Source organism: Amorphoplanes digitatis, assembly GCF_014205335.1.
Classification (GTDB): Bacteria; Actinomycetota; Actinomycetes; order Mycobacteriales; family Micromonosporaceae; genus Actinoplanes; species Actinoplanes digitatus.
Window position 1 is genome coordinate 2,375,151 of the sequence record NZ_JACHNH010000001.1, and the last position, 26,443, is coordinate 2,401,593.

Below are 26,443 nucleotides of genomic sequence, written 5' to 3' on the forward strand. Positions count from 1 at the left end.
CGCGGCCTACGCGGCCTGGGAGAGCTGAACGCGGTCTTCCTGGCGCGCGAGCGGGGCCGCCGCGTCTGCGCAGATTCCTGCGTTACGTCGGCATGCTCGCCGGGCAACCGCTGATCGAGGGCGCGGAGAGCGGTCTGGTCGCCGTGGGGGAGGCGGTGTCCGTAGATGTCGAAAATCGACCTGCGCCCGGACTGCGCCAAGGGCCGCCCCACCCGCGTGCCGGAGAAACCGCTGTAGGTCAGTTAACGGTCACGACCACCTTGCCGAGGGCGCGCCCCTCGCCGACGTCGGCCAGCGCCGCGGGCACCTCGTCGAGGCCGACTGTGCGACCGATGTGGATGGCGAGCTCGCCCGCCGCGCAGAGTTCGGCGACCGGCGCGAAGTGCGCCGGACCCTGCTTGACGGCGAGCACGCCGAGGCGCCGGCCCGTGAGCCGGCCGGCCACGGTGCCGACCGTCAGCACCCGCAGCAGCGCCGAGACGGATCCGCCGACGCACCGGTACCGGCCGCCGCGGGCCAGGGCCCGGCGGTAGGCGAACACGGACCGGTGCGCGACCAGATCGAGGACGAGATCGTACGGCCCGCCGCGGGTGAAGTCCTCGCTCCGGTAGTCGATCACCTCGTCCGCGCCGACTGACCGCATGAAGTCGAGCTTGGCCGCGTTGTCGACGCCGGTCACCCGCGCGCCGAGCCGCCTGGCGAGCTGGATGGCGAACGCGCCCGAGCCCCCGCCGGCACCGTTGATCAGAACCCGGTGCCCGGCCCCGGCGCCGGCGGTGCCCTGCCACGCGATCACGCCCGCCTGCGGGATCGTCGACGCCTCGGCGAACGTCAGCGCCTCGGGCTTGCGGGCCAGCGCCGGCTCCGGGACGATCGCGTACTCGGCGAAGCCGCCCTTGAGCGCGAGGTTGTCGGCGTACACCTCGTCGCCGGGCCGGAACCGGGTGACCTCCGGGCCGACCGCCTCGACCCGCCCGGCGATGTCCGAGCCGAGGATCCGGCGCGCCGGGGTGCGCAGTCCGCCGATGCGCGAGTACAGCGGCGTGCCCCGCAGGGTCTCCCAGTCGCTGAGGTTCACCGAGGTAGCCGCCACCTTCACCAGCACCTGACCGGCCACGGGGGACGGCGTGGGAACCTCCTCCATCCGCAACACGTCCGGCGGCCCGTACCGGTCGTACACGACAGCTCTCATTCGCCCATCCCCAACCTCCGATGAAGTCCTCCCGCGACGGTACGGGGACTGCCGCGGGGGAGAGCGGCAGTCGGGTGCTGCCGGTGCCTGCACCCTGACCTCGGGTTCAACTTGCCGCCACCGGCGCGCTCGCTGCGTACCATCGTCGCCTCGCGGATCTGGTGCAGGCTGGCCAGAATGAGCGTGAAGACGGATCGGGCCTCGCGCATAGACCTAGGTGGAAGGTAACCCGAGGACAGGAGCTCGACGTTATGCTACGGCCCGATCACTCATGGCTGCGGTAGGTCAGGCGGCGGCCGAGACCAACGCCGACACCGACGCCGCGGTGATTCGCGCGTCGCTGGCGGATCCGGACCGGTTCGCGGCCATCTATGACCGGTACGCCGCGATGCTGTACCGGTACGCGTATCAACGGGTGGGTCCGGAGATCGCCGACGACGTGGTGGCGGAGACGTTCCTCGCGGCATTCCGCGGGCGGGCGTCCTACGACCTGGACCGCCAGGACGCCCGGCCGTGGCTCTTCGGCATCGTCACCCGGGAGCTGGCCGCCCATCACCGGCGGGAGCGGGCGCGCTACCGGGCGATGGCCCGCTCGACGCACGAGACGGTGCAGGACGGCCCCGCCGATCAGGTGGCGGCCAGGGTGGTCGCCGACGCGGCGCGGGGTCCGCTGGCCGCCGCGCTGGCCGAGCTGGCGCCGGGCGACCGCGACGTGCTGCTGCTGGTCGCGTGGGGCCAGCTCAGCTACGACGAGGTCGCCGACTCGCTGAACATCCCCCAGGGCACCGTGGGTTCCCGGCTCAGCCGGGCCCGGCGCCGGGTCCGCTCGGCGCTGCGCGGTTTCGATCCGACCATGATCACAGAGGAGAATCATGAAGTCTGACCTGTCCATTCTCGAGGACTTCGGGGCGAGCCTTGCCCCGCCGCAGGACCGGCCGCCGGCCGAGGTGCGCCACCGCGTGATGAACGGCATGCGTGTCCCGGCCCGCCGGCCGCGGCTGCTGCCGTCGATGCGCGGCGTGCGCCTGGCCTGGCGGATCGGCACGCCCGCGGTCGCCGCCGCGGCCCTCGTCGTGGCGCTGGTCGCCGGGCATCTGCCCGACGACAACACGCGTGGCCGGCCGGCGCCGCCCGTCGCGGCGAGGCCGGATGCCGTGCCGCAGGCCCAGCCGGACGCCGGGCAGGTGTTGCTGCTGGCGGCGCGGCACACCGCCGAAACCCCGGCGCTGGACGCCCGGCCGAACCAGTTCCTGTTCATCGACGCCGTCGAGGTCGAGTCGACGGTCGACCTCAACGAGAACCGCGACGGCAAGATCGTTTCCGGCAAGCGCACGGTCTCCGGGCCGCTGCGCACGCGGACCTGGCTGTCGGTGGACGGCACCCGTGACGGGCTGGTCGTGCGGGGATCCGACCGCACCCACCTCGACGGCTGTAAGAACGGGCGGCAGGCGGAGACGATCGACCGGCCGGAGACCACACCCAAGATCGCCTGCACGCCCGAGCCGGCCTACCGGCCTGGCCGCATCCCCACCGACCCGGACCGCCTTTTCGCGTACGTGTACGAGATCGCCCGCGACCAGCCGGCGTGGGTGTCCATCGGCGCGCGGACGGACCGCAAGCCGCGCGGATTCGTGCGGCTCTCCGACGACCAGCGCGCGTTCTCCCAGATCGCCGAGATCCTGTACAAGAACCACTCGCCGGCCGTCCAGGAGGCCGCCTTCCGGGTCGCCGGGCGGATCCCCGGCGTTCAGGTGCGCCGCGACATGACCGACGCCGCGGGCCGCGCCGGCGTCGCGGTGACCCGTACCGAGGCGGGCACCCGCGAGGAGCTGGTCTTCGACCCGGCCACGTACACCTATCTCGGGCACAACCTCATCGGCGCCGAGTTCGACCTCGACGGCGCGGAGGTGGTCCCCTCGCTGGACAAGGCCAGGCGGATCGGCCAGGTCACCATGATGGCTTCGGCGCCGAAGCCGGGCGAGGTCATCTACAAGTCCGCGCTGCTGCGGGTCGCCATCGTCGACAAGGCCGGCCAGCGCCCGTAACCGCACCCGGTGATTGCCCCGGCCGCAGGCCGGGGCAATCACCTATAGATCTTTCGGCGAGACGCTCGAACCCGGTTCAGGATCGTTCGCCGGCGAAGATGCCATGGGCGACGAGTAGGCGTTCGGGTTCGTCGGTGCCCACCGTCATCGCGGGAAGCTCCTCCACGGCCTCAAGGGCCGACCGGCATCGGGCCGTACGGGGTCCGGCCGCAGGGGATCCGGGCCTGTGCTATCGGCTGGGATCGCCAGGTTGGCGACGATCAGGATTCCTAGCCTGGCGCTGCCGGCGGCGTTCGTCGCGGTCGGCTTGCCCTGCCGGTAGGCGACCGCGGTGCGGGCGTGTCAGGACGTGTAGAAGAACCCGTACAGGAAGGCGGCGACGACCACAACGAAGGTGACGGCGGCGGAGGCGAGGAGGGCGGTCACCAGCCTCCGTGGCCGGATGACGATCGACTCGCCGGATTTGGTCTGGCCGAGACGGATCGGTTCTTGGTCGTGCGACGGCAGCATCATGGGCTCCACAGGTGAGGCGTCCCCTTAGTCTCGCCTGTCGATCTTTGGCGGTTGACAGTGGGTGGCTGGTGCCGGCCGTTCAGATCACAGATCAGCTGCGTTCCGCGCACCAGCAGCGCAGCCGATAGAGATGGTCGAGAGCACGGATCATTCCCGTCGGCTGATCAGGGTGAGGTCGACCCGGCTCAGTGCTTCACGCGGGTCGGTGGCGCCGGAGGTCGACCTGCTTCTTGATCAGCAGGAGCGGTGCTGCGCCGCGCTCAGTGCGCGACCGATCCCGTGTTCGCGCCGACTGTCTGGATAGGACCGGTGCGAGAGCCGCTTGTCTGGGCGTTTGAAACGCATGGCTCGACGTATGGCTGAACCTGCCGCGCCGCGGCTGGCCCGCGATGGCGAGTTCCGCGTTGGGCGTTACGGATCGCGGTCTGAGCCTGACCGGAGACCGTGCGGGCGACGAGTGGGGGAAGGAGCGGATTCAGACCGGGCGGTCGCGGTAGGCGCGGACGAGGGGTTCCGGCGGTGTTCCGGCGACGACGCGGTTGCGTCCTTCGCGCTTGGCGGCGTAGAGATTGCGGTCGGCGGCGGACAGGACGGCGGCCAGGCTGGGCGGCGAGATCTCGTTCACGTCGGCCACGCCGATGCTCAGGGTCAGGGGCAGGCCGCCGGTGAGGCCGCGCCAGTCGTGTTCGCTGATGGCCTGCCGGATGCCGTCGAGTTTCGCGGTTGCGAGTGCAACGGGGGTGGCGGGCAAGATCAGCAGGAATTCCTCCCCGCCGAGGCGGGCGACGAACCCCTGCGGGGCGACGGCGGCCAGGCCGGTCTCGAGCAGGTCGGCCACGTGTACGAGCACCTTGTCCCCGGTGTCGTGGGACAGCTCGTCGTTGATTCGCTTGAAGTGGTCGATGTCGGTGATCGCCACCGCCGGAGCAGGGTCCGCGACGAGCAGGGACGGCAGGTTTTCGTCGATGTAGCGGCGATTTCGCAGGCCGGTCAGGGGATCGCGGCGGGCTTCCTCGCGGAAACGCTCAGCCTCCTGGAGGGCCTCGGTGGTTTCAAACATCGCATACCGGCTCTGCGCCTGGGCCTCCCCCTGCCGGGAGCGGAGGCTTTCCTGGGCGGAGAAGCACTCCTTCTGCGCGGCGAACGCCTGCGCGTAGTCACCGCGCGCAGCGTGCAACTCGGCCTGCTCCTCGTGTACCCGGACCATGATCTGGTGCAGTTCGCGCTGTTGGCAGAGAGCGCGCGACGCGTCCAGGCTGGCCTGGGCTCGGCCGGTCGCGCCCAGGCCGCGCTGCGCGCCGGCCAGAGTGAGCAGAAATTCGGCCATGTCGTCGGCGTCGTCGCTGAACCCGGCCTCGTAGCGGGCGATGCACAACTGCATCGTCTGCTCGGCTTGGGCGTACTCGCCGTTCGCGATCTGGATCGAGCCGATCGTGTCCAGCTCCGTCGGGTCGAGCTCGACGCCGTGCGCATCGGCGTGCTCCATCAGCCGGCGGGCCACGTCCTGAGCCCGCGGGAAGTCGCCGGCGGTGTACTCGGCGTAAGCCCAGTTGTTGAGCACGATACCCAGCCGGTCCCACTGCTGTGTTTCCCCGGCCAGCACCTCGACCTGGCGGAAGCGCAGCCGGGCCGCGTCGATCGCGCCGCTGCGAGCGAGCGCGTCGGCCAGCTTGGTCTGGTGTCGGATCTGCACGTACGGGCTGGCGGTTTCATCGAGCAGCTCGACCGCGCTCAGCGAGTGATCCAGGCTCTTGGCCTCATCACCGGAAAGCCGGGCGAGGTTCGCGCAGGCGAGATGGGTCCGGGCCTGGAGGAGGCGGTCGCCGTGCCGGGCGGCCCATGCGTGGATGCCATAAATCTCCCGGGCACCCCCGGCGATGTCTCCGCCGCGCAGGAGCAGGTTGGCTCGGCAGAGTCGAGCACGCGCTACGAGCGTCTCGTCGCCGAGTGCCATGGCCTGCTGTTCGAGATCGGCTGCGGCGCGGGAGCCGGCCTCGGCGTCCCGGATGACCTCGTCTTCGATCGCCAGCAGGGCAGCCGAGACTTCCGCTGCGCTCATCGCACTGCCGTCCAACGTTGCACCTCCAGCCGTCTCATCGGCCAGAGCGGCGCCACGCTGAAGCAATCCGGCGGCCGACGAACGCGGGCCGCCGGCGGTAGTCGTCGAGCGCTTCGTGAATTGCGGTGGATCGGCGGAGATGCCGACTGCTCAGAAGCGGCCTACAAGACTGACAGCCACCGCGCATTGCGCTGCCCCAAACGCACCGAGGCCCGCCCCTGGAGGAGGCGGATAGCGCCTGCGAACGTGCAGGTGCCGCATCCGTACAGGGGCGGGCTCGGCTTAGGCACATCGCGGTAAACCACCAACCACCCCGTCTCACTCCGGGCTGCCCCTTGATGGGGTTGTCCTTCACTGTCATCATCGGCCGCAGGCGGCAGGTTCTGAGGAAACACCTCCGTCTTTCGCTCCCGCACCGGCTGGACCGGTGACCCGTTCAGGAGCGTTCGAGGCGGCGCGCCAGATGGCGCCCGGTCGCGCTGTCCCCGGCCTCGGCGATCGTGGCGGGAGGGCCGGTCGCGACGACCTGGCCGCCCGCGTCCCCACCGCCCGGGCCGAGGTCGATGACCCAGTCGGCGCCGGCGATCGTGTCCAGGTCGTGCTCGACCAGGACGACGGTGTTGCCGGCGTCGACGAGCCGGTGCAGTTGCCGCAGCAGCAGCGCGATGTCCGCGGGGTGCAGCCCCGCGGTCGGCTCGTCGAGCAGGTAGAGCGCGTGGCCGCGACGGGCCCGCTGCAACTCGGTGGCGAGCTTGATGCGCTGGGCCTCGCCACCGCTGAGCTCGGTCGCCGGCTGGCCCAGCCGCAGGTAGCCCAGTCCCACCTCCCTTAGCGTCTCGAGGCTCCGGGAGGCGGCCGGGACGTCGGCGAGGAACTTGGCGGCGTCGTCGACGGACATCGCCAGCACATCCGCGATGTTCTTGCCGCGGTAGGTCACCTCCAGCGTCTGCGCGTGGTACCGCGCGCCGTGGCAGGCCGGGCACGGCGCGTAGGTCCCGGGCAGGAACAGCAGTTCGACCGCGACGAAGCCCTCGCCCTGGCAGGTCTCGCACCGCCCCTCCGCGACGTTGAAGGAGAACCTCCCGGCCGCGTACCCGCGCGCCCGCGCCTCGTCCGTCGCCGCGTACAGCTTGCGGACCGCGTCGAACATCCCGGTGTACGTGGCCAGATTGGACCGGGGGGTGCGGCCGATGGGCCGCTGGTCGACCCGGACCAGCCGGTCGAACGAGTCGAGCCCCGCCGCGTCCCGCACGTCGACGTCGAGCTCCGCCTCGTCGGGCTCGTCGCTCGCCAGCCCGAGGTGGCCGCGCACGACCTCGGCGAGCACCTGCGTGACCAGCGTCGACTTCCCGGAACCGGACACACCGGTCACCGCGGTCAGCACCCGCAGCGGCACGTCGACGGACACGCCGTGCAGGTTGTGGCGGGAGACGCCGCGCAGGTGCAGCCAGCCCTGGGGCGTACGCGGGCGATGGTCGAGCGGCTCGGCACGGCCGAACAGGTACCGGCTGGTGGCCGACTCCTCGACCTGTTCGAGGCCGGGGACCGGACCGCTGTAAAGCACGCGTCCGCCGCTCTCGCCCGCGCCGGGGCCGATGTCGACCACCCAGTCCGCCCGCCGGACCACGTCCATGTCGTGCTCCACGACGAACAGCGAGTTGCCCGCCGCCTTCAGCCGGTCCAGCACGTCCAGCAGCGGCTCCGCGTCGGCCGGGTGCAGGCCCGCGGAGGGCTCGTCGAGCACGTAGACGACCCCGAACAGCCCCGAACGCAACTGGGTGGCGATACGCAGGCGCTGCGCCTCGCCGGGCGACAGCGTCGTCGAGCGGCGCCCGAGGCTGAGATACCCCAGGCCGAGGTCGAGCAGCACCTCGACGCGCGCGACCAGGTCGGCGCAGAGTCGGACCGCGACCTCGGTCGTCTCCCCGGACCGGGCGGTCGGCGTGGCAGCCCCGGCCCCGGACAACCCGGCGGCGGGCCGCAGGAGCGTCACGACGGCGGCGAGGGGCATCGCGTTGACGTCGGCGATGGTACGGCCGGCGAAGGTCACCGCGAGCGCCTCCGGGCGCAGGCCGCTGCCGTGGCACGCCGGGCAGGGCACGCTCCGGACGAACCGCATCGCCCGCTCGCGCATCCGGTCGCTCTTGGAGTCGGCGAGCACGTGCATGACATGCCGGCGGGCGCTCCAGAACTTCCCGTAGTAGCCGCTATCGATGCGGTCACGCTCGGGCGCGACGAGGACGGACGGCTGCTCGTCGGTGTAGAGCAGCCAGTCCCGTTCCTTCTTCCTGAGCTTGCGCCACGGTCTGTCGATGTCGATACCCAGGCCGTTCACGACGCTGCGCAGGTTGGCGCCCTGCCAGGCGCCCGGCCAGGCCGCGATGGCGCCGTCGCGGATGCTCAGCGACGGGTCCGGGACGAGCAGGTCCTCGGCGACGTCGTGCACGACGCCCAGTCCGTGACACCGTGGGCAGGCGCCGGCCGCGGTGTTGGGGGAGAACGCCTCGGCCTCCAGCCGCGGTGCGTCCGGCGGGTAGGTTCCGGCGCGCGAGTAGAGCATCCGCAGCAGGTTGGACAGCGTGGTGATGGTGCCGACCGTCGACCGCGAACTGGGTGCCCCGCGACGCTGTTGCAGGGCCACGGCCGGGGGCAGGCCGGTGATCTCCTGCACGTGCGGCGCACCGACCTGCTGCAACAGCCGGCGGGCGTACGGCGCGACGGACTCGAAGTACCGGCGCTGCGCCTCGGCGTAGAGCGTGCCGAAGGCCAGCGAGGACTTGCCCGAACCGGAGACGCCGGTGAAGGCGACCATGGCATCGCGGGGAATGTCGACGTCGACGTTCCGAAGGTTGTGCTCGGCGGCACCCCGGACGCACACGAACCGGTCATTAACGGTGTTTTTCACCATTTCTGCTTACCCTGTTCGGCGGCGCCGAATCACCGCCACGTGCGCTCCCCTCACCTCGGCGCCGGGTTCGCGGGTATGAAGATCTGTCGGCGGCGCGATCGGCTCCGGACTCGAAGACGAAGAATCGGTACGGGCCGCCGCCTACGGATACCACCCCGAGCCCGACGGCTGGCAAGACCAGAAGGCCGCTGACCCCCCTCAGGGCGTGCGGACGATCGCCTCTGCGACTCGCCGTAGTTCGTCGAGGTCGGGCTCGAAGCCCGCGGCGATGTCCGGGTGCAGCGCGGCGCGGGTCCGCTCCAGCAACGTCGCGGTTACCGCGTCCACCGTCTCGCCGGCGTACTCGGCGGTGACCTCGTCGATCGCGGCGCGCAGGGCCGAGGTCAGCTGGTCTTCGAGCGGGAGGCGGAGCTTCTCCTCGACCGGGCTCAGCGATGTCGGGTCCAGAATGACCTGCGGCTCCTGCACGGGGCGCTCCTTAACAACGACGATGGCACGGCGCGTTTACCCATGCGCGTCACCGCACCAAACCCGTCGTGCGAGGTCGCGGAGGTCAGCGGGGCATGGCCCACAGCTCGATGGCCTCGGGCACCCGGCAGGCCAGCAGGGCCGGGGCCGCCTGGCATTGCACCGTCGTGTCCGGCCACCTGCCGAGCGGCTGCACCGCCGCGTCGTCCTGTCGCAGCAGCCCGAAGACCGTGCCGCGGTCGTGCTCCAGGCGGCTGAGCACGTACGCTCCGCCGCCCTCGACCGGGAAGTACGACTGCCACCGTGACAGGTCCGTCCGCGGCCGCCCGGCGCCGGCGTCGGCCGTGCGCAGCGGGCGGCCCGGCGCCCGCACCTCCAGCACCGCGCCGGGGCCGAACGCCACCACGTCGGTGTCGGCGATCCGCCAGCGCTCCGCGCCGGTGCGCGGGTCCAGCACGATGAGCTCGTCGCTGGTCCGCGTACAGATGAGTCCCGGGCAGTTGGCCGAGTTGCCTTCCGGGTCGGGCTGGTTCTGCCGCCAGCGCTCGGCCAGGCTGTCCAGGGCGTACGCGGTGACCGGCCCGCCCGTGCCGTACGAGCCGTGATACACCAGGACCGAGTCGCCCACGACCTCGCCCGCCGTGGCCCGCTCGCCGTCGAGCGCCGGCACCGGCCGTTCCCGCAGCACCGCGCCGGTCGCCGGCGACAGCACGGTCAGCTTGTCCGGGGTGAGCACCACGACGACGTTCTCCGGTGCGCCCCTCCAGGTGGTGGTCACGGAGCCGGTCAGGCTCCGTGACCACAGCGTTCCGCCGGTGGCCAGCTCGACGCCGCGCAGTTCGGTGCGCTGCGGCGGTTCGGTGTGCAGCGTTCCGGTGTCGGTGGCGTAGAGCTGGTCCGGATCGCCGGACTCGGCGTCGTACTCGGTGCCGGGCCGGAAGATCTCCTCCTCGACGAGCGCGATCCGGTCGTCCACCGGCTGCACGCCACCCGGCGACGTCCATCGGACCACCCCGGTCCGCGTGTCGAGCACGGTGATGCCGCGACCCTCGCGCAGCACGGTGAAGCCGTCCGTGGCCGCGACCACGTCGAACGGATCCCTGGCCGCGTTCACGTAGAGCGGGTCCTCGGCCGTGCCGCCGGTGTGGCTCCACAGCCGCCGCATCGGCGCGGGCTGCCAGGCCGTCAGCACGCGCCGGCCGGCGGCCGGATCCATCGTGTAGAGAATGCCGCCGACCAGCTGGAAGTCGCCGTTGGCGGGCAGCGGCACCGAGCCGGCGCGCCTGAAAAGCACCGATCGGGCCGGTGCGGCCCCGCCGAGTGCGAGCAGCAGCAGGGCGGTCAGCACGAGGCCGGCCCGGCGGTAGTAGGAGGCGGGCGGCGCGGCTGCGGCGGGCGGAGCCGGGGTCTCGGGGCTCAGCTCGATCAGCGCCACGCTCAGTCCTTTCGCCGGCACGCCCACACCACCAGCTCACCGGTCGACTCGCGGCAGGCGAGCCGGTCGGCGCCATGGTACGGCTCGAGGACTCGTCCGGCCTACGCGGCGCCGGGGCCGGGCAGCAGGTCGATGTCCGTAGCGTGCATGGGTTGTTCGCACTCCGAGCACCGCAGTTCCACATGGCTGGTCTTGCCGCAGGCGTGGTGGCGGTAAAGGACCGGCGGGCCGGCCTCGCCTGCCGTCCACCGGTCGCCCCACCGCACCATGACCAGGAGCAGATCGCACAGCTCTGTGCCCTTGTCGGTGAGCAGGTACTCGTGACGCACCGGCCGGGAGGAGTACTCACGCCGGGTCAGCACACCCTGGACGACCAGCCAGTTCAGCCGCTCGGCGAGCACCTTGCGGGACATGCCGAGGCCCCGCTGGAGTTGCTCGAAGCGGTTCGTGCCGGCGTAGACGTCTCGCAGGATCAGCGGCGACCACGGCTCCCCGATGACGTCGAGGGTACGGGCGATCGAGCACGCCATGGCGCCGAACTGCGTTCGCTGCATGAAGCCACGATACGCAAGATGGTTCCCTCAAGGAACGGACTCTGTTAACGTCGCCCTAGTCAGTTCCCTCAAGGAACTAACTAGGCCACGGATGAGCCGAGAAGAGGCCCTATGAGCCATCCACCGATCGTGCCGACCGACGACTGGCAAGCCGCGCTGAACACCCTGCAGGTCAGCGAAAAAGCACTCACCCGCCAGCTGGACGCGGTTGCCGCGGCGCGTCGCCGACTACCGATGACGCCGGTCGAGCACGACTACGTGTTCGAGGGCCCGGACGGGCCGGCCGGTCTGGCCGACCTGTTCCAGGGCCGCCGTCAGCTCATCGTGTACACCTTCATGTGGCACGGCGCCGACCATGTCTGCCCCGGCTGCTCGTTGTTCACCGACAATGTCGGACACCTCGCCCACCTCAACGCCCGTGATGTCACCCTGGCGTTGGTGTCTCGTGGCCCACTGGACGAGCTGCTCGCGCTGCGGCGGCGAATGGGTTGGGACCTGCCCTGGTACTCGTCGCTGAACAACAGCTTCAACGCCGACATGGGTGCCGGCGACGGGTTCGCGCTGAACGTCTTCCTCCGCGCCGGCGACCGGGTCTTCCGCACCTACTCCACCACCGCCCGCGGCGTGGAACGGCTCGGCAGCCACTGGACCTTCCTCGACCTGACGCCGTACGGCCGACAGGAGACCTGGGAGGACTCGCCGCAGGGTTGGCCGCAGACCCGGCCCTATCAGTGGTGGCGGCTGCACGACGAGTACGACACGTCGAAGGATCCGTCATGACAGCCGGCACACCGATCGCGGAGCTGCTCTTCGGGCCGGAGGATGCGACACCGTTCAACACCGACGTGGCGACCCTCAAGCCCTGGAGTCAGGCATTGGCATGCCTACGGTCGGCACACAAGTGTTGGCTGTCCACGGTACGACCGGACGGCCGTCCGCATGCCGCGCCGGTGATGCCGGTACTGGTGGACGGGGCGCCGTGCGTTGCGAGTCGCCCGAACTCCCGTAAGAGCCGAAACCTGGCCCGCAACCCGCACAGCGTCATCACCGTGAGCAGCGAAGACCTCGACCTGGTGATCAACGGCGAAGCGCACGAAGTCACCGGTGACACCGCGCTGCGCCGGGTCGCCGCCGCCTTCGCGACAAAGTACGGCTGGACTTTCGGCATCCGGGACGGCCGAGTCCACGACGAGAGCCTGCCTGGTTCGCCCCAGTACGCCTTCTACGAGATCTCCCCGGTCCAGGCCTTCGGCTACGGCGCGGACGGGCTGACCGCTACCCGGTGGCGGTTCAACCGCACCTGACAAACCGTCGGTGGAGACCGTCCGTTGCCGCCGGCGGCAACGGCGGCCCGGTCGCGCCGTGGATCTGCCGCAACCGCGCTTGATCACGTACCGCCGCCCGCGGCCGTCGCATCCTTGCGGGCCGCCCGCCCTCGCGCATCCGGGTGTGCACGTATCCCGGTCCGCTGCGGAAGGTCCGTGCCGGCTCGGATGTGACCGGCCGTCCCGGAGCCGCACCATGTGGCGCGGCAGCTGAACAGGTGCCGGGGGAGGTACACATCCAATGAGGAACAACGTTTGGTGGCGTCGGGTGGCGGCGGTCACCGTCGGCCTGGTCGCCGGCGGCGGCATCGCGGTGGTGTCGGCCGTCGAGGTCGCCGCGGCGCTGCCGTCCGGCTGCCTCGCGCCCACCCGCGGGCAGCCGACGGTGACCTGCGTTACCGAGCTTTCGACGGGTACCACGGCGGCGGCCGCCGTGGCCGACTCGCCGGTGCCGTGCGTGCTCGGCGTGGTGAGCAAGGACCGGCTCCATGCGTGCGTGATGAACCGGTATCAGTACGACATCTTCCGGATGCCGGAGGGGACGCTGGTCGGCACGGCGGTCATCCAGATCACCCAGGCGAGCGAGTTGCGCTACACCGCTCGCAAATGGCGGCACGAGTTCACGCTCGATGTGCTGTCGGCCGTCGGCGAGCTGGCCAGCGGCGTGGTCATCACGCCGGGCCTGACCTGCGACGACCTTTGTGACGCCGACGGGCTCACGTTGCCGCGCAACGTCACGGTCGGAGATCCCAAGACGGTGGTGTACCAGCCGGAGTCGGAAGGCCCCGGCAATGCCGAGACCGCGCAGGAGACGAGCGTGACGTTCGCGTCCCGCAACCCGCAGATCCCCGTCTCGGAGACGGTCCGGCCGTATCAACTGCCGACGGTGCGCTGCGACTCCTCAACGGTGATCGACAACACCAGGAACGGTGGCTGCGTGTACGCCGAGTTCGAGCCGACGTTCACGCTCAGCCTCGCCGACGACCGGGTGAACGAGACCGCCGAGCACATCCGTGACACCCAGGCGACCACCACCCACCACTGGGGACTGCAACCCGGCGGCACCAAGCTGCGGCGCACCACCAGCGACACCAACATCGCCGCCAACCGGGAGGCGGCCTGCCCGAGGTCGCTGCCGCGGCCGACCGGCAAGAGCTGCGACGAGTACCCCTTCGCCTCCACCTCGCAGGGCGCCGCGATGGAGGGCGCCGGCGACTTCAGCCGACGGATGGTCGACGCGCGGGACAACTCCAGGGCCGGCAGCGACCTCGGCCAGTTCTACCGAAGGAACCGGATCCTCGGCAACGACGCCTTCTGGGTGGAGATCACCACGTTCTGACGGCCGGCCCTTTATTGATCAACTGTGTTACGTTGCCGGCCGCCTGTACGCCTGAGTTGGGAGCCCACCATTCCATCACGCCGTTGGGCCGGTGCCGCCGCTCTGCTGGTCGCGTCCCTCCTCGATGTTCCGGCCGGACACGCGGCGCCGCCTGCGACCGCTGCCAACGGGTTCACCGCCGAACAGGTGGCCTCGTTACCGCGTGAGGCGAGCGCCGCCGTCGGTACCGTCGCCGGGTCGCACTCGGTGACCGACGACGGCCGGGCCGTCTTCGATATCCCCGTCGACGCGCCGCCAGGGGTGGCGGGCCTGCGCCCGGACATCGGCCTGCACTCCGAGCCCGGAGCCGGCGACGGCCTGCTCGGCATCGGATGGAGCCTCACCGGCCTCTCCGAGGTGCGCCGTTGCCCGCAGGGTCACGCTCAGGCCGGCGGCTTCCCGCAGCCCGTCGGCGACGAATTCGGTCGTCCGGACGGCTTGTGCCTGTCGGGGCGGCCGCTCGTCCGGACGCAGGGCGACGAGTTCCGTACCGAGGTCGACAGCTTCCACCGCGTGGTGGCGCACGGGAGCGCCGACGCCGCGGGCCCGCAGGGTTTCGAGGTGTGGGGCAGGGACGGCCGGGTCCTGCGGTACGGGTTCGCCGACAACGCGCTGCTGAGCGCCGACGGCCGACGGTACCGCTGGCTGTTGCAGGAGATCCGCGACCAGAGCGGCAACCACATCGACGTCGAGTACCGCCGGGAGTGCCCCGGTGCGGGGCAGCCCTGCGACGAGCCGGCGCCCTACCAGCTGCGTTACGGCGGTCACCGTGGGCCGTCGGGTGAGACGGGGCACGACCGGTGGGTCCGCTTCGGGTACGAGCCGCGTACCGACACGCTGGCCGGCTACTCGGCGCCGGGACAGCTGAGCCGCCGTACGCAGCGGATGACCTGGATCGCCACGGCGGTCGACGACAGGGTGAGCCGCCGCTGGCGCATCGACTACGCCAAGCGGGACGGCGCGAGCCGGGTCGAGCGGGTGCGCGAATGCACCGACGACGCCGGTGGCGAGGTGTGCAAACCCGGCACCTCTTTCCGGTACCGCGACACCGACGTCTTCGCCGGCGAGTCCGCGAAGGGCCCGGCGGTGCCGTGGTGGTTCAACTGGGACAACTCCCGCTACGACAATCCGATCGTGCTCGACGCCAACGGCGATGGGCGTGACGATGTGCTCAACCCCGTCAACGAACGCGACTTCTCGTTCTGCCGGGGGACGCTCGACACGAAATGCTGGGCGAATCCGCGTTGGACGCTGGCGCTGGCGACCGGCCGCCGCGACGCACCCTTCACCGTCACGACCGTCACCGCGGCGAACGCCCATCCCTCGGACGGCCGGCCACCCAAACTCACCTGCCTGTCGCAGGCCGCGGTGTTCGACTACGACGGCGACGGTCGTGACGACCTGCTGAACACCTGCGGCGGAGGCACCGACTACATCCAGGTGTTCGTCGCGACGGACAAGGGTTTCCAAGCCGTCGAGGTCGACGCGGCAAGTACCACCAAGTACCCGCTCTGGGTCTGGCCCGCCGACCTCAACGGCGACAGCCTCACCGACCTTGTCGTCTGCGGCGGGGACAAGACAAGGACCCCGGTCATCCGATTCGGGCGAGGCCCCGGCAAGGGCTTCGATCCGGCGCGTACCCTTCCGATCCTCTTCCCTCTCGGCGAGAACGGCTATCCGCCGAGCTGGGCCGCGTGTGAGCGGCAGCCCGCTTTCGTGGACGTCGACGGTGACGGGATCGCCAACCTGCTGGTGTCGATCCGCAAGGGCAGCCCGAAGGCCGCCGACTTCCAGGAGTCGTGGAAGTCGTTGGTGATCGGTCCGAACGCCGCGGTGTGGAAGGACACCGGCCTGGTGTTCGACGGGCCGCAGGAGCACACCGGCAACGGAGATCTCCCGGTCGCCGTCAACCACGACGTTCCCCTGGCCGGACAGCATCAGCTGCGGTTCCTGGACGCCAACGGCGACAGGTTGGCGGACGCTCTGCGGTTGGATGACGGCCTGGTCACCCTGCGGCTCAACACCGGGCGTGGTTTCGGGCCGGCCACCAGGGTCCTCGAGAAGCGGCCGGACTGGGCCTGGCACGAGCTGAGCGCGTACTCGTTCCGCCGGGCCGTCACGCGCGACCTCGACCGTGACGGCCGCGACGACCTGCTGTTGCCGTACGGCCGGGCCGACCAGCCGAACCGGCTGCGCTGGGTGCTGTATTCCGCGCGGGGTGCGGGATTCGAACCGGCCGAGGCCGCGCAGTGGAGCCTGGCCTACCGCGTGTCACCGCTGACCGCCGACGTCGACGGCGACGACAGCCCGGACCTGATCACCGCCGTCGACGAGCCGGGGCTGCGCGACGGCCCCACCGAGGGACTGCGCATGGTGGTCCGCTACGGCGACAGCGCCCGCGGCAACCTGCTCACGTCCGTGCTCGACGGTGTCGGCCGCAGCGTGGTCTTCGACTACTCGGCCGCGGTGGACGGCGAGCGGGTCTACCGGCGTACCGCCGACTGCAAGACCCGGCAGAGCTGGTGCCGCGCCCGGGTCGGCCCGCTGGTCGGCGCCGTCACGGTGCAGGTCGCCGAGCGCGACGGCCCGGTCGGCGTGGACGACACCGTCTGGCGCCGGGTCCGCCGCACCACGTTCCGCTATGAGGACGCCCGGGTCGGCTGGTACGGCCGCGGATCCCTCGGCGTCGGCCGCCGGGTCGAGCAGAGCTTCGGCGCCACCGACGACGAACGCGGCGACACGATCACCCGCCGGTACGGCAACGACGTCTTCCACGACACCGAGCCGGACACCACCGTTCGGCAGTGGTACCCGTTCCACGAACAGGTCCTGGAGCAGACCACGGTGTCGGCGCCGGTGCGGCAGGGCCTGACCGATCCGCGGTCCGAGCGCCGGACGGTCACCACCGTCAGCCGTCCCGAGGTGCGGATCTCGGCGGCCGGCCGGCCGTTCGTGACGGTCCCGTCGACCGAGCAGACGACCACCATGGCTCCCGTGGACGGCGGGTCGAGCCGCCGGGTCGGCGGCGTCGGCACCACCGTGGCGGTCAACGGCGACGGCAACCCCACAAGCACCGTCGTCAAACACCAGAACGGCCGGGGCGAGCCGGTCGAGCAGATCGAGACCACCGTCGAGTACGACGCGAGCGCCGCGCTGCGTACGCGGTGGCTGCTGGACCGGCCGCACCTGCTCACAGTGCGGCACCAGCGCGGGGGTGCCGCCTCGCAGCGGGTCACCCTCAGCACCTGGGACGACCGTGGGCTGAGCGACGTGACGACCAGGGAACCCGACGATCCGGCACGCCGGCTGGTCACCGACACCGACCACGACGAGTTCGGCAACGTGACACTGACCGCCGCCGGCGAACGCGGGGCGCCGGCCGGGAAGCAGCGTCGTGACGAGACCCGCTACGACGACCGCGGCCTGCTGCCGATCCGTACCGTCAACGCCGAGGGCCACGTCAGCACCGTGCGCGGCGACCCGGTGACCGGGCAGCCGCTGGTGGTGGTGGACCCCAACGGCGTGGTGCGGCGGTACGCCTACGACGGGTTCGGCCGGGTGGTCCGCGACCGGGGGCCGCTCGGTGACACCGTCACCCGCTACACGCGCGTCGACAACGACGACCAGGGCGACCCGCGGGCCCGGACCCGCACCACCGTCACCGCGCCGGGCGGCGCGATCACCACCTCCGACGCGGACTCGCTCGGGCGCGCCGTGGTCAGCGGCCGGGACGGCTACGCCGGCGCCAGGATGCTCACCGAGACCAGCTACGACTGGGCCGACCGTCCGCTCGAGGTGTCCCTGCCGCACGGGCCGGGCGACAAGCCGGAGGGCACCAGCTGGACGGTCTACGACGCGTTGGGCCGGGTCACGGCGCACTCGCGTTCGGACTCCACCGTGACCAAGTTCCGCTACGCGTCGCCCGATGAGGTGCCGTCCGCGCCGAAGTGGCGGCCGAGCATCAGGACCGCCGCCGCGACCGCCGTCGCGGTCATCGATCCGCTCAGCCACCGGCAGGTGGAGGTGCGCGACGACACCGGCGCCCCGGTGGCCCGCGTCGACGGGGACGCGGTGACCCAGCTCGAGTACGGCGGCTTCGGCGCCCTCGAATCGATCATCGACCCCGGTGGCGCGGTCACCCGCTTCTCGCCCGATCAGTACGGCCGCGTCGACACGGTCGAGTCGCCGGCCACCGGCAGGCACAGCTACACCTACACCGCCTTCGACGAGGTGCTGACGCACACCGACCCGGAACAGCGCACCACCACCTACGGCTACGACAAGCTCGGCCGTACGGTGTCGCGGCTCGACGCCCGCGGCACCGCGAGCTGGCATTACGACGGGCCCGGACCCAACGCGATCGGCAAGCTCACCGAGGCGGCCGGGCCGCAGGGCCATCTCACCCGATACTTCTACGAGCCCGTCACGGCACCGCGGCCCTGCGGCCCGGCCGACCCGGCGATCTGCACCGCGGCGAACCGCGGCCTGCCCGACGCCGAGGAACGCGTCATCGGCGGCAGCACCTTCCGCACCGAATTCGATCAGGATGACGCGGGACGGCTGTCCCGGGTGCGCTATCCGGCGTCGGCGGGCCGCGGCTTCGAGGTGGAGTACGGCTACGACACCGCCGGCAACCCGACCGAGGTACGCGACTACGCGACCAAGCAGGCCTACTGGACCTACGTGGGAACCGACCGCGGCGACCGGATCACCGACGAGCGGTTCGGCAACGGGGTCCGCGTCAGGTACGACTTCGAGCCGGTCAGCGGTAACCGCGAAGGCATCGAGGTCAAGCGCGACAGGACCCGCCTACAGGGTCTCGTCTACCGCTACGACAAGGCCGGCAACCTGCTGGAGGTCAACGACCGGGTCCGCGGCGAACGCAGCCGTTCCTACGTGCCGGACGGGCTGAACCGGGCCTGGCAGGCCAAGGCCGGCGACAAGGTCGTCGAGGAGTTCGGCTTCGGCGGCGACGGCGGCATCACCGCGCAGCGCGGCATCGGGGACTACGGGTACGCGCGGCCGCACGTGGTGCGCACCGCCGGCGCCAACAGCTACGAGTACGACGCCGCCGGCAACCAGATCCTCCGCACGGGGCCGGACGTCGCCGGCACGGTGCAGCGGATCGCGTACACGCCGGTCAACCTGCCGTCGCGGATCGAGACCGGCGCGGACCGGGCGGTCACCGAGTTCGACTACGACGCCGACGAGCGGCGGGTGGTCCGCCGCACGCCCGAGGCGGTCACCGAATATCTGCCCGGTTACGAGCGCCGCCGGGACCGGGCTTCCGGAAGCGTCGAGCACCGCTACAGCGTCAGCGTCGGCGGCCGCGTCGTGGCTCAGGTGGTGCGGGCGGAGCCGGCGACCGGCCCGGCCGCGGCCGAGCGCGTGTACTACGGCCACGCGGACAACGGCGGTTCCCTGCTGGACGGCAGCGACGCGGCGGGTGGGTCCGCGTACCGGCAGACCTTCGGCATGTTCGGCGCCCCGGTGGAGCTGGCCGCGGCGGAGGCGACCGGCGAGCGCGGTTACGGTGGCCGGCGCCAGGACGCCGGCACCGGCCTGATCGACCTCGGTGGCCGCTTCTACGATCCGAAGCTCGGCCGGTTCATCTCCGCCGACCCCGCGCTGACCGCTCTGGTCGGGGTCGGGTCGCCGCAGGGCGGCCTGGTCGACCGCATCCGGGCCGGCTCGCAATCGGCAACGAAGCCTGGGCTTCCCGCGGCTGACCTGCTGGAGCCGTACTCCTACGCCGGCAACAACCCGCTGACCTGGTCGGATCCCACCGGCTTCGCGCCGGACGACGGCGACGGCGGCCTCGCCGTGCTGCACGAGGAGTGGGCCCGGAACTTCTGGCAGGGGCTACAGGACACGATCAGCGGTTTCGGGTGGGGCCTCGCGGAGGGCGTGCTGCCCAACGGGGCGATCAACCACCTGGTGCTCGACCTCGCCTGGGGCCTCGGCAAGCCGACGCAGAACTTCCAGTTCGGTCGCGGCGTCGGCCAGATGCTCAGCGGCGGATTCATGGCGGCCGGCGGCCCACCGACCGCCGCGGGCGGGCTGGTCCTGACCGGCGGCGGCGTCGTGCCGGCCGTCGGTCTGGTCGCCGCGGGCGAGTACATGACGGTCGTCGGCGTGACGAACGTCGGCATGGGCTTCAACCTCATGCTCCAGTCCACGCTGAACGCGGGCAAGCGGGACACCGGCGACGGCCCGGCCGGATCGGGTGGCTCATCGGGACCGGACGGCCCGGCCGGCTCGGGTGAGAAGTCCGGCGCCGCCCCGAACACCGGAAATGGCAGCCTCGAGGCCGGCGAGCTGGGCAACCTCAGGCCGATCCACGGAACCAATCCGGGCCAGGCCGCCGAGCTCCGCAAGCTCAGCGACGACGAACTACTGAGGTCTTTCAACAATCCGGCTGACGGCGGTGCCGTATTGGTGACCAAGGACGGCACTATCATGAACGGTCACCACAGAATTGAAGAGCTTCAGCGGCGCATGAATGACCCCGACAGTGCCATTACCCCGTGGACGCGTGTTCGCATCGACCAGTATCAGCGCGAGTTGCCGAGCGACGGGTTCTGGTACTGAGAATGGATCCGGACGTGAGTTCATCGGAAATTCGTCAAGAGTCGAGGATGGCGGTCGACGACCCGTCTTTCAGCGTCAGGGTGGCCGGCGTGGCCGAGCTGGTCAGGATGCACTCCGAGGCCAGGGTGGACGGATCGTCGGCGACATGGAGCTCCGAGGTGGCTCTGGCCTCGCAGGTGGCCGCGGACACGAAGGCGATCTTGATCCCCACCATCAGGAATGGCGGTCCGGCCACTCGTCCTGAGACATGGCGATGTCATGTCTGGTTCGTCGATCGAGACCTGGAGCCGACGGTCTCGATGCTGGATGTCCGGCGAGACACGTTCCTCGCACTTCGGGAACTGACCGACCGGGTACAGCTCAACAAGGTGGTTCGACTGCTTGTCGACGGCTACCGGTTGAGTGCCTTGAGCTGAATGACTCAACCGTGTCACTCGCACAGCGGATCGACGGCGCGCGGCGGCTCGGTACCGATCTGATAGGTGTTCATTTCCGGCATCTTTCCTGCGGCGATCTTGTCGGCCAGCTCCCAGAAGCTGCTCGACCAGGCACCCCCGGCGTCGATCTCGCGGAGGATCGCCCACTGCCGGCTGCCGCGCATCGCCTCGGACGCTCGTTGCCGCCCGGCGGTGTCGTCCGCCTCGGTGGCGCGCCGGAACTCCCGGATCCAGCCGCACCCGACCCGCCCGGTGATCTGCGCCGCGAACTGGTAGCGGTCATTGGTGCCGAGTCCGGTCAACGCGGCCTCGTCGAAGCCGGGCGGCAGCGGCACGTCGGCCAGCATGTCCGCGGCCACCGCGGCGGCACGGTCCCGCGTCACCACCGTCTTCGGCAGCGACGCCTGCCAGGTCCGCACGCCGACCCGCTCGACCTTGGTGAGCACCTGGTCGAACGCCGCCCGGGTCCACGGCCCGCTGGTCCGCAGCTCGGCGAACGTTCCGTCGCGCGCCTGGAGCATCACCGCGAAGTCGGAGTCGCTGTAGGTGAACAGGCTCCCCGGTGAGGTGGCGACGGTCACCGCCCGCGGGGCGCTGACGTCGAGCCGGTCGGTGTAGTAGCTCTCGTACTGATCGGCCGGGTACCAGGTGAACTCGAGCTGCCGCTGCCCGCGGACGTACGCCACGGTTCCGGTTCCGTCGGTGGCGAACCCGTACACCGACTTCGCCACCCAGCCGGGCTCGTGGATCCACAGCACCGGGTCGATCTCGATGGGCTCGGACGGCGAGGCGGGCGCGGAGGCCGGCGCCGGGGCGGCCGCCGGCTCACCGGAGCGGTCGCGCAGCGCGATGGACACGGTCAGCAGGCCCACGAGGACGGCGGCGGCGGTCAGCCACGCGGCGGCGCGGCTGGTGATGGTACGGCGGAAGGCCGGACGGGGCTCAGACACGATCTCCTCCAACAGGTCCCGGTCGGCCCCGTGGAGATGCGGGCCGGCCGGTGCCGGGTCGGCGAGCCGGATCAGGCGATCGAGCTGCTCGTCGGTCATCGGTCCTCCTTCGCGGCGGGTGCGGTCACGACACCCAGCACATGTCCGGGTACGGCGAGATCGTTACCGAGCAGCCGGCGCAGCCGGGTCCGGGCCCGGTTCAGCCGGGTCCGGACGGCCGCCGGGCGGATGCCGAGCACCGCGGCCACGTCACGCGGTTGCAGACCCTCCCAGACGGTCAGGGTGAGCACCTCACGGTCCAGTTCACCGAGCCTGCCGAGCGCCGACTGGACGGCCAGCCGCTCACCCACCTCGGCCGCCGGGTCGTGGGTCGTCGCGGTGAGCCGGTGCCGCAGCCGCTCGCCGAGCCGTTCCCGGCGGACGCCACCGCGATGATGGTTGGCGAGCACCCGCCGGGCCACGCCGTATAGCCAGAGCCGCGCTTCCTCGCCCGGCGGCATCTCGGCGCATCGGCGCCAGGCGACCAGGAACGTCTCGGCGACCACGTCGGCCGCGTCCTCGCGCTGCGCGACCCTGCGCAGCGCGTACGCCAGCAGCGGTGCGAAGTGCGCGGCGTATACCCGCCGGAAGCGATCCTCGTCCTCGTTCGCAGAGCTCACATCTCATCATGTCCGCACCGGCCCGAATCGTTACAGGCCGTACCGGAGCCTTCCGGTCAACGCAGCGCGCGGATGGCGCGCAACTCCTCCGTGGTGAGCGGGCCCCGCGCTTCGGCGGCTACGCACTCGGCCAGTTCCGCGCGGTTCTTGACGCCCAGAACGACGGTGGCGACGCCCGGGACGGTGAGCGCGTAGCGGTGCGCCAGGGCCGCGGGGGTCTCACCGAGTTCGGCGGCGAGCTTGCGGAACGGCTCGGCGCGGACGTAGTCCAGGGCGGCCGGGTGGTCCGCCGGGATCGGGCGATCCAGTCCGGCGGTGAGCGAACCCGCGGCCACCACGCGGATGGCGCTTACCGCGACACCGTTCTGGCTCGCCATTCCGGCGATGTCCTCGTTGGCCGGGGGTTGCGGATCGAACGGCCACAGGTCGCCGGTGAGGTCGAGTGCGTTGACGATCACCTGGGCGGCGTCCGGGCGTGGGGTGTCGCGCAGCGCGTCGAGTACGGTCGCCGGGTATCCGACGGCGGTGATGCCCCACGCCCGGATCAGGCCCTCGTCGCGCAGCCGTTCGAACTCGACGACCACCTCGCCGCGGTAGTGCTCCCAGCTGATGTTGTCCGGTGGGTTGGGCGCCGCCGCGTCGCGCGGGCGCAGGTGGGTGTGCAGCAGGAACAGGTCGAGGTGGGTGCGGCCCAGTCGCCGCAGGCTGGCGTGCAGGCTACGGCGGATGCGGGCGGCGAAGTCCCGCTGCTCGTCGTCCGGCAGCTGCACCTTGGACGTGATCATCACCTCTGGGGCGGGTTTGGCGCGTAGCGCCTCGCCGGCGACGCGTTCCGCCTCGTGGTCGTCGCCGTAGCTGGGCGCCAGGTCCATCATGGTGATTCCGGCGTCGATGGCGGCGTGCACGGTCGCGGTCGCTTCCGCGCGGTCGGTGTCACCCCAGACCGCGCCGATACCGCCACCACCCAGGGTCAGCGCGCTGATCCGGCCGAGCCGTCCGAAGTCTCTGGTCTGCATGAACCGACCGTACGACCTGGAGCGCGCTCCAGATCAAGCCGGCGAGGAGGCTAGAGTCGGCGCAAGCTTTGCGGGGGCGCCGCGCAGACGATCTTTCCGATGGAAATGCCGGTGCAAACAACAGAAGAGCGGTCCGGGCGCAAACCGGACCGTAAGCGTTCTTCTCGACCGTTCGGTGGTCGAGTCAATGAATGCTGCGCGCGGCACATGCAACAGACCTGCACATCCGCAGCATTGACTCACGTCGATAGCGATACCTATGTTTTTCATAGACGTCTCGTCAATATCGCGATCGGGCGCCATTTAGTGCCGTCGCCCGTCACCGGGGATTGAGTCGCCCTGAAACGGAGAATCCGCCATGCGCAAGAAGCCTCTGCTGGGCGCCGTCGCCGCGCTGACCGTACTGATCGGGGTCGCGGGCATGAATGCGGCCTTCGCCGCCGCCCTCTTCGGCGACACCTTCGATGACGGTGACGCGAACGGCTGGACCAAGACGGGTGGCAGCTGGTCGGTGGTCAGCGACGGGTCACCGGCCTACCGGCAGGCGAGCACCGGCGCGAATGCCAAGACACAGGCCGGCGACCTGGCCTGGACCGACTACACCCTGCGCGCCCGGGTCAAGCCGACCGCCTTCGCGACGTCCGCCCGCTCGGTCGGGATCACCGCGCGCAGCACCACGTTGAGCAGCTACTACGCCCTCGTGCTTACCGGTGGCGGCGCGGCGCAGTTGCAGCGGGTCGCGAACGGCACCGTCACGACCCTCGGCTCCGCGGCGGTCGGCGTCACCACCGGTACCTGGTACGACCTGGCGCTGCGGGTGACCGGCTCCACGCTGGCCGGTTCGGTCAACGGCACCCAGGTGGTGCAGGCGACGGACTCGACGTTCGCCGCGGGGCGGATCGGCCTGGTCACCTCCTACGCGTCGGCCACCTTTGACGACGTGGTGGTGGAGACCCCGGCACCCGGTCCCGACCCGACCGGTACGACACCGCCCACCTCGCCGCCGGACCCCGGCGACTGCCGTGTCGCCGGAGCTCCCACCGGCTTCGCGACAGTGAACGCACTCGGCCGCAACGGCACCACCGGCGGCGCGGGCGGCGCCACCGTCGCGGTGGACACCGCCGCCGAACTACTTGGCGCGATCGGGCGTACCGAGCCCCTCACCATCTGCGTCAGCGGCACGATCGCCCTGCCGGCCGGCATGTACGACGTCGCATCGGACAAGTCGATCGTCGGCGTGGGCGCCACCGCGGGCATCACCGGCGGCGGCTTCAACATCGGCCTGCCGGTCTCGACGGTGACGTCGCCGCCGGCCAATGCCGTGCAGAACGTGATCATCCAGAACCTGTCGTTCCGCAACGCCGCCGACGACTCCATCAACGTGCAGATGTTCTCCCATCACGTGTGGCTCGACCACAACGACCTGGCGCAGGGCTACGACGGCCTGATCGACATCAAGCGCGGCTCGTCGTACGTGACCGTGTCGTGGAACCACACCCACCACCACACCAAGAACATGCTGCTCGGCCACGACGACGCCAACGGGGCGCAGGACACCGGGCGGCTGATGGTCAGCTACCACCACAACTGGTTCGACGCGACGCCACAGCGCAACCCGCGGGTCCGCTTCGGCGAGCCGGTGCACGTATACAACAACTACTACTTCTACAACACCGACACCGGCGTGGCCTGCCAGAACAACGCCGGATGCCTGGTCGAGGGCAACTACTTCGAGAACGTCGAGGAGCCGGTGACAAACACGTACGCCGGGCCGGCGGGCCGATGCGTCGCCCGCAACAACGTCTTCGCCGGCGAGTCGGGGACGCCCGACTGCTCCGGCACCGTGCGGGAGGCCGGCGCGTACTACGCGTACACGCTGGACGACCCGAACGCCGTCAAGGCGATCGTGACCGGCGCCGCCGGCGTGGGGAGGGTGTCATGAACCGCCGCGTCGTCGCGCTCCACGCGCTGACCACAGTGCTGATCGCCACCGGTCTGGCCGGCACGGCCAAGGCGGCAACGGCCGCCGCGGTCGCCGCCCCGGACGGCTTCGCGTCCGTCGCGGCGCTGGGCCTGCCCGGCACCACCGGCGGCGTCGCGGGGCCGACCGTCACGGTCGACACCACCGACGAACTGCTCACCGCGATCGACACGGTCGGCCCGATGACCATCCAGGTGTCGGGCACCATCGCCATCACCAGCAAACAGGGTGTACGGCCGAACAAGACGATCGTGGGCCTCGGCTCCTCGGCGGTCATCACCGGTGGCGGCTTCGACTTCTACCGCTCGTCGAACGTGATCGTGCGGAACCTGACGTTCACCAACGCGGAGGACGACGCCGTCAACGTCGGCCAGCAGTCGCACCACATCTGGATCGACCACAACACCTTCGTCCGACCGGTCGACGGCTCGATCGACATCGTCCGCGGCGCCGACTACGTGACCGTGTCCTGGAACCACTTCGCCGGAACCGACAAGAGCATGCTGATCGGGCACTCGGACGGCGCCGCGTCGACCGACATCGGGCACCTGAAGGCCAGCATCCACCACAACTTCTTCGACGGCTCCCGTCAGCGTCACCCGAGGGTGCGCTTCGGCGAACCGGTGCACGTCTACAACAACTACTTCCGGGGCAACGAGCTCTATGGCGTCGCGTCGACCGAGAACGCGGGAGTGCTTGTGGAGGGCAACTACTTCGCCACGGTGCCGTTCCCCTGCCACTCGACGAGCGGGTACGCCGACAGCGGCCCGGGCCGGTTGGTGCAGCGCGCCAACGTGTTCGTGGGCTCCGGGCCGTGCGAGGCGGGCGGTGCCGTCGTGGAGCCGCGGACGTTCTATGCGTACACGTTGGATGCCGCAGCGAGCGTTCCGGGCCTGGTCACGGGCGGGGCCGGCGCGGGCCGGCCCTGACGA

General features: G+C 70.9%; 19 protein-coding genes. 9 read left to right on the forward strand and 10 right to left on the reverse strand.

Going from position 1 to position 26,443, the window contains the following annotated elements:
* Positions 1 to 238: 238 nt before the first annotated feature.
* The gene (locus BJ971_RS10335) at positions 239 to 1,192 is read right to left on the reverse strand and encodes an NAD(P)-dependent alcohol dehydrogenase (RefSeq protein ID WP_184991943.1); all 954 of its coding nucleotides are present in this window, start codon (positions 1,190 to 1,192) and stop codon (positions 239 to 241) included.
* 271 nt (positions 1,193 to 1,463) lie between these two features.
* Between BJ971_RS10335 and BJ971_RS10340 the strand changes: the two genes are divergently transcribed.
* Entirely contained in the window at positions 1,464 to 2,075 is a 612-nt protein-coding gene (locus tag BJ971_RS10340) for an RNA polymerase sigma factor (protein ID WP_184991945.1), read from the forward strand.
* Positions 2,065 to 3,237 (forward strand): CU044_5270 family protein, encoded by a 1,173-nt coding sequence (locus BJ971_RS10345; protein ID WP_184991947.1) that lies wholly within the window; start codon positions 2,065 to 2,067, stop codon positions 3,235 to 3,237. Before BJ971_RS10340 ends, BJ971_RS10345 begins: the two co-directional genes overlap by 11 nt.
* A 342-nt stretch (positions 3,238 to 3,579) precedes the next feature.
* Here BJ971_RS10345 and BJ971_RS10350 read toward each other — a convergent pair whose 3' ends face one another.
* The 6 genes from BJ971_RS10350 to BJ971_RS10375 form a co-directional block, all read right to left on the reverse strand.
* Positions 3,580 to 3,747, reverse strand: a complete 168-nt coding sequence (locus BJ971_RS10350) for a hypothetical protein (protein ID WP_184991950.1) — start codon at positions 3,745 to 3,747, stop codon at positions 3,580 to 3,582.
* A 478-nt stretch (positions 3,748 to 4,225) separates the two neighbouring features.
* Positions 4,226 to 5,824, reverse strand: coding sequence for a GGDEF domain-containing protein (locus tag BJ971_RS10355; protein WP_239087085.1), 1,599 nt, complete (start codon positions 5,822 to 5,824; stop codon positions 4,226 to 4,228).
* A gap of 421 nt (positions 5,825 to 6,245) precedes the next feature.
* Complete coding sequence (gene uvrA / locus BJ971_RS10360) at positions 6,246 to 8,714, reverse strand: excinuclease ABC subunit UvrA (protein WP_239087086.1); 2,469 nt, start codon at positions 8,712 to 8,714, stop codon at positions 6,246 to 6,248.
* A 201-nt stretch (positions 8,715 to 8,915) separates the two neighbouring features.
* Positions 8,916 to 9,185: a hypothetical protein gene (locus BJ971_RS10365; protein WP_184991954.1), complete on the reverse strand. Its 270-nt coding sequence runs from the start codon at positions 9,183 to 9,185 to the stop codon at positions 8,916 to 8,918.
* Between the two features lie 85 nt (positions 9,186 to 9,270).
* Positions 9,271 to 10,641, reverse strand: a complete 1,371-nt coding sequence (locus tag BJ971_RS10370; protein ID WP_184991956.1) for an outer membrane protein assembly factor BamB family protein — start codon at positions 10,639 to 10,641, stop codon at positions 9,271 to 9,273.
* 80 nt (positions 10,642 to 10,721) lie between these two features.
* Positions 10,722 to 11,174 (reverse strand): winged helix-turn-helix transcriptional regulator, encoded by a 453-nt coding sequence (locus BJ971_RS10375; protein WP_184991958.1) that lies wholly within the window; start codon positions 11,172 to 11,174, stop codon positions 10,722 to 10,724.
* 111 nt (positions 11,175 to 11,285) lie between these two features.
* Here BJ971_RS10375 and BJ971_RS10380 point away from each other — a divergent pair, with 111 nt between their 5' ends.
* The 5 genes from BJ971_RS10380 (at position 11,286) to BJ971_RS10400 (ending at position 20,884) form a co-directional block, all read left to right on the forward strand.
* A complete protein-coding gene (locus BJ971_RS10380; RefSeq protein WP_184991960.1) occupies positions 11,286 to 11,954 on the forward strand; it encodes a DUF899 domain-containing protein in 669 nt (222 codons plus the stop codon).
* Positions 11,951 to 12,478 (forward strand): pyridoxamine 5'-phosphate oxidase family protein, encoded by a 528-nt coding sequence (locus tag BJ971_RS10385; RefSeq protein WP_184991962.1) that lies wholly within the window; start codon positions 11,951 to 11,953, stop codon positions 12,476 to 12,478. The genes BJ971_RS10380 and BJ971_RS10385 overlap by 4 nt, the downstream gene beginning before the upstream one ends.
* 262 nt (positions 12,479 to 12,740) lie before the next feature.
* A complete protein-coding gene (locus BJ971_RS10390; RefSeq protein WP_184991964.1) occupies positions 12,741 to 13,838 on the forward strand; it encodes a NucA/NucB deoxyribonuclease domain-containing protein in 1,098 nt (365 codons plus the stop codon).
* A 186-nt stretch (positions 13,839 to 14,024) separates the two neighbouring features.
* Complete coding sequence (locus BJ971_RS10395) at positions 14,025 to 20,468, forward strand: FG-GAP-like repeat-containing protein (protein WP_184991966.1); 6,444 nt, start codon at positions 14,025 to 14,027, stop codon at positions 20,466 to 20,468.
* Between the two features lie 47 nt (positions 20,469 to 20,515).
* Positions 20,516 to 20,884, forward strand: coding sequence for a hypothetical protein (locus BJ971_RS10400; RefSeq protein ID WP_184991968.1), 369 nt, complete (start codon positions 20,516 to 20,518; stop codon positions 20,882 to 20,884).
* 14 nt (positions 20,885 to 20,898) lie between these two features.
* On the opposite strand, the gene BJ971_RS10405 is transcribed toward BJ971_RS10400, so the two are convergent.
* From BJ971_RS10405 to BJ971_RS10415, 3 genes are read right to left on the reverse strand one after another with little or no spacing between them, the layout of a single operon-like run.
* Positions 20,899 to 21,954, reverse strand: a complete 1,056-nt coding sequence (locus BJ971_RS10405; RefSeq protein WP_184991970.1) for a hypothetical protein — start codon at positions 21,952 to 21,954, stop codon at positions 20,899 to 20,901.
* Positions 21,951 to 22,514, reverse strand: coding sequence for an RNA polymerase sigma factor (locus BJ971_RS10410; RefSeq protein ID WP_184991972.1), 564 nt, complete (start codon positions 22,512 to 22,514; stop codon positions 21,951 to 21,953). The genes BJ971_RS10405 and BJ971_RS10410 overlap by 4 nt, the downstream gene beginning before the upstream one ends.
* A gap of 56 nt (positions 22,515 to 22,570) precedes the next feature.
* Positions 22,571 to 23,530, reverse strand: coding sequence for an aldo/keto reductase (locus BJ971_RS10415; protein WP_184991974.1), 960 nt, complete (start codon positions 23,528 to 23,530; stop codon positions 22,571 to 22,573).
* Between the two features lie 358 nt (positions 23,531 to 23,888).
* On the opposite strand from BJ971_RS10415, the gene BJ971_RS10420 reads away from it, so the two are divergent.
* Together BJ971_RS10420 and BJ971_RS10425 are read left to right on the forward strand one after the other, a co-directional pair.
* On the forward strand, positions 23,889 to 25,472 hold the full coding sequence (locus BJ971_RS10420) for a pectate lyase family protein (RefSeq protein WP_184991976.1): 1,584 nt from the start codon (positions 23,889 to 23,891) through the stop codon (positions 25,470 to 25,472).
* Positions 25,469 to 26,440, forward strand: coding sequence for a pectate lyase family protein (locus BJ971_RS10425; RefSeq protein WP_184991978.1), 972 nt, complete (start codon positions 25,469 to 25,471; stop codon positions 26,438 to 26,440). The genes BJ971_RS10420 and BJ971_RS10425 overlap by 4 nt, the downstream gene beginning before the upstream one ends.
* Positions 26,441 to 26,443: the final 3 nt, after the last annotated feature.

What these genes read in the sequence shown, in the direction of transcription:
- BJ971_RS10335 (WP_184991943.1), bottom strand. Translation starts at nt 1,192, where the DNA reads ATGAGAGCTGTCGTGTACGACCGGTACGGGCCGCCGGACGTGTTGCGG.
- BJ971_RS10340 (WP_184991945.1), top strand. Translation starts at nt 1,464, where the DNA reads ATGGCTGCGGTAGGTCAGGCGGCGGCCGAGACCAACGCCGACACCGAC.
- BJ971_RS10345 (WP_184991947.1), top strand. Translation starts at nt 2,065, where the DNA reads ATGAAGTCTGACCTGTCCATTCTCGAGGACTTCGGGGCGAGCCTTGCC.
- BJ971_RS10350 (WP_184991950.1), bottom strand. Translation starts at nt 3,747, where the DNA reads ATGCTGCCGTCGCACGACCAAGAACCGATCCGTCTCGGCCAGACCAAA.
- BJ971_RS10375 (WP_184991958.1), bottom strand. Translation starts at nt 11,174, where the DNA reads ATGCAGCGAACGCAGTTCGGCGCCATGGCGTGCTCGATCGCCCGTACC.
- BJ971_RS10380 (WP_184991960.1), top strand. Translation starts at nt 11,286, where the DNA reads ATGAGCCATCCACCGATCGTGCCGACCGACGACTGGCAAGCCGCGCTG.
- BJ971_RS10385 (WP_184991962.1), top strand. Translation starts at nt 11,951, where the DNA reads ATGACAGCCGGCACACCGATCGCGGAGCTGCTCTTCGGGCCGGAGGAT.
- BJ971_RS10390 (WP_184991964.1), top strand. Translation starts at nt 12,741, where the DNA reads ATGAGGAACAACGTTTGGTGGCGTCGGGTGGCGGCGGTCACCGTCGGC.
- BJ971_RS10400 (WP_184991968.1), top strand. Translation starts at nt 20,516, where the DNA reads ATGGCGGTCGACGACCCGTCTTTCAGCGTCAGGGTGGCCGGCGTGGCC.
- BJ971_RS10405 (WP_184991970.1), bottom strand. Translation starts at nt 21,954, where the DNA reads ATGACCGACGAGCAGCTCGATCGCCTGATCCGGCTCGCCGACCCGGCA.
- BJ971_RS10415 (WP_184991974.1), bottom strand. Translation starts at nt 23,530, where the DNA reads ATGCAGACCAGAGACTTCGGACGGCTCGGCCGGATCAGCGCGCTGACC.
- BJ971_RS10420 (WP_184991976.1), top strand. Translation starts at nt 23,889, where the DNA reads ATGCGCAAGAAGCCTCTGCTGGGCGCCGTCGCCGCGCTGACCGTACTG.
- BJ971_RS10425 (WP_184991978.1), top strand. Translation starts at nt 25,469, where the DNA reads ATGAACCGCCGCGTCGTCGCGCTCCACGCGCTGACCACAGTGCTGATC.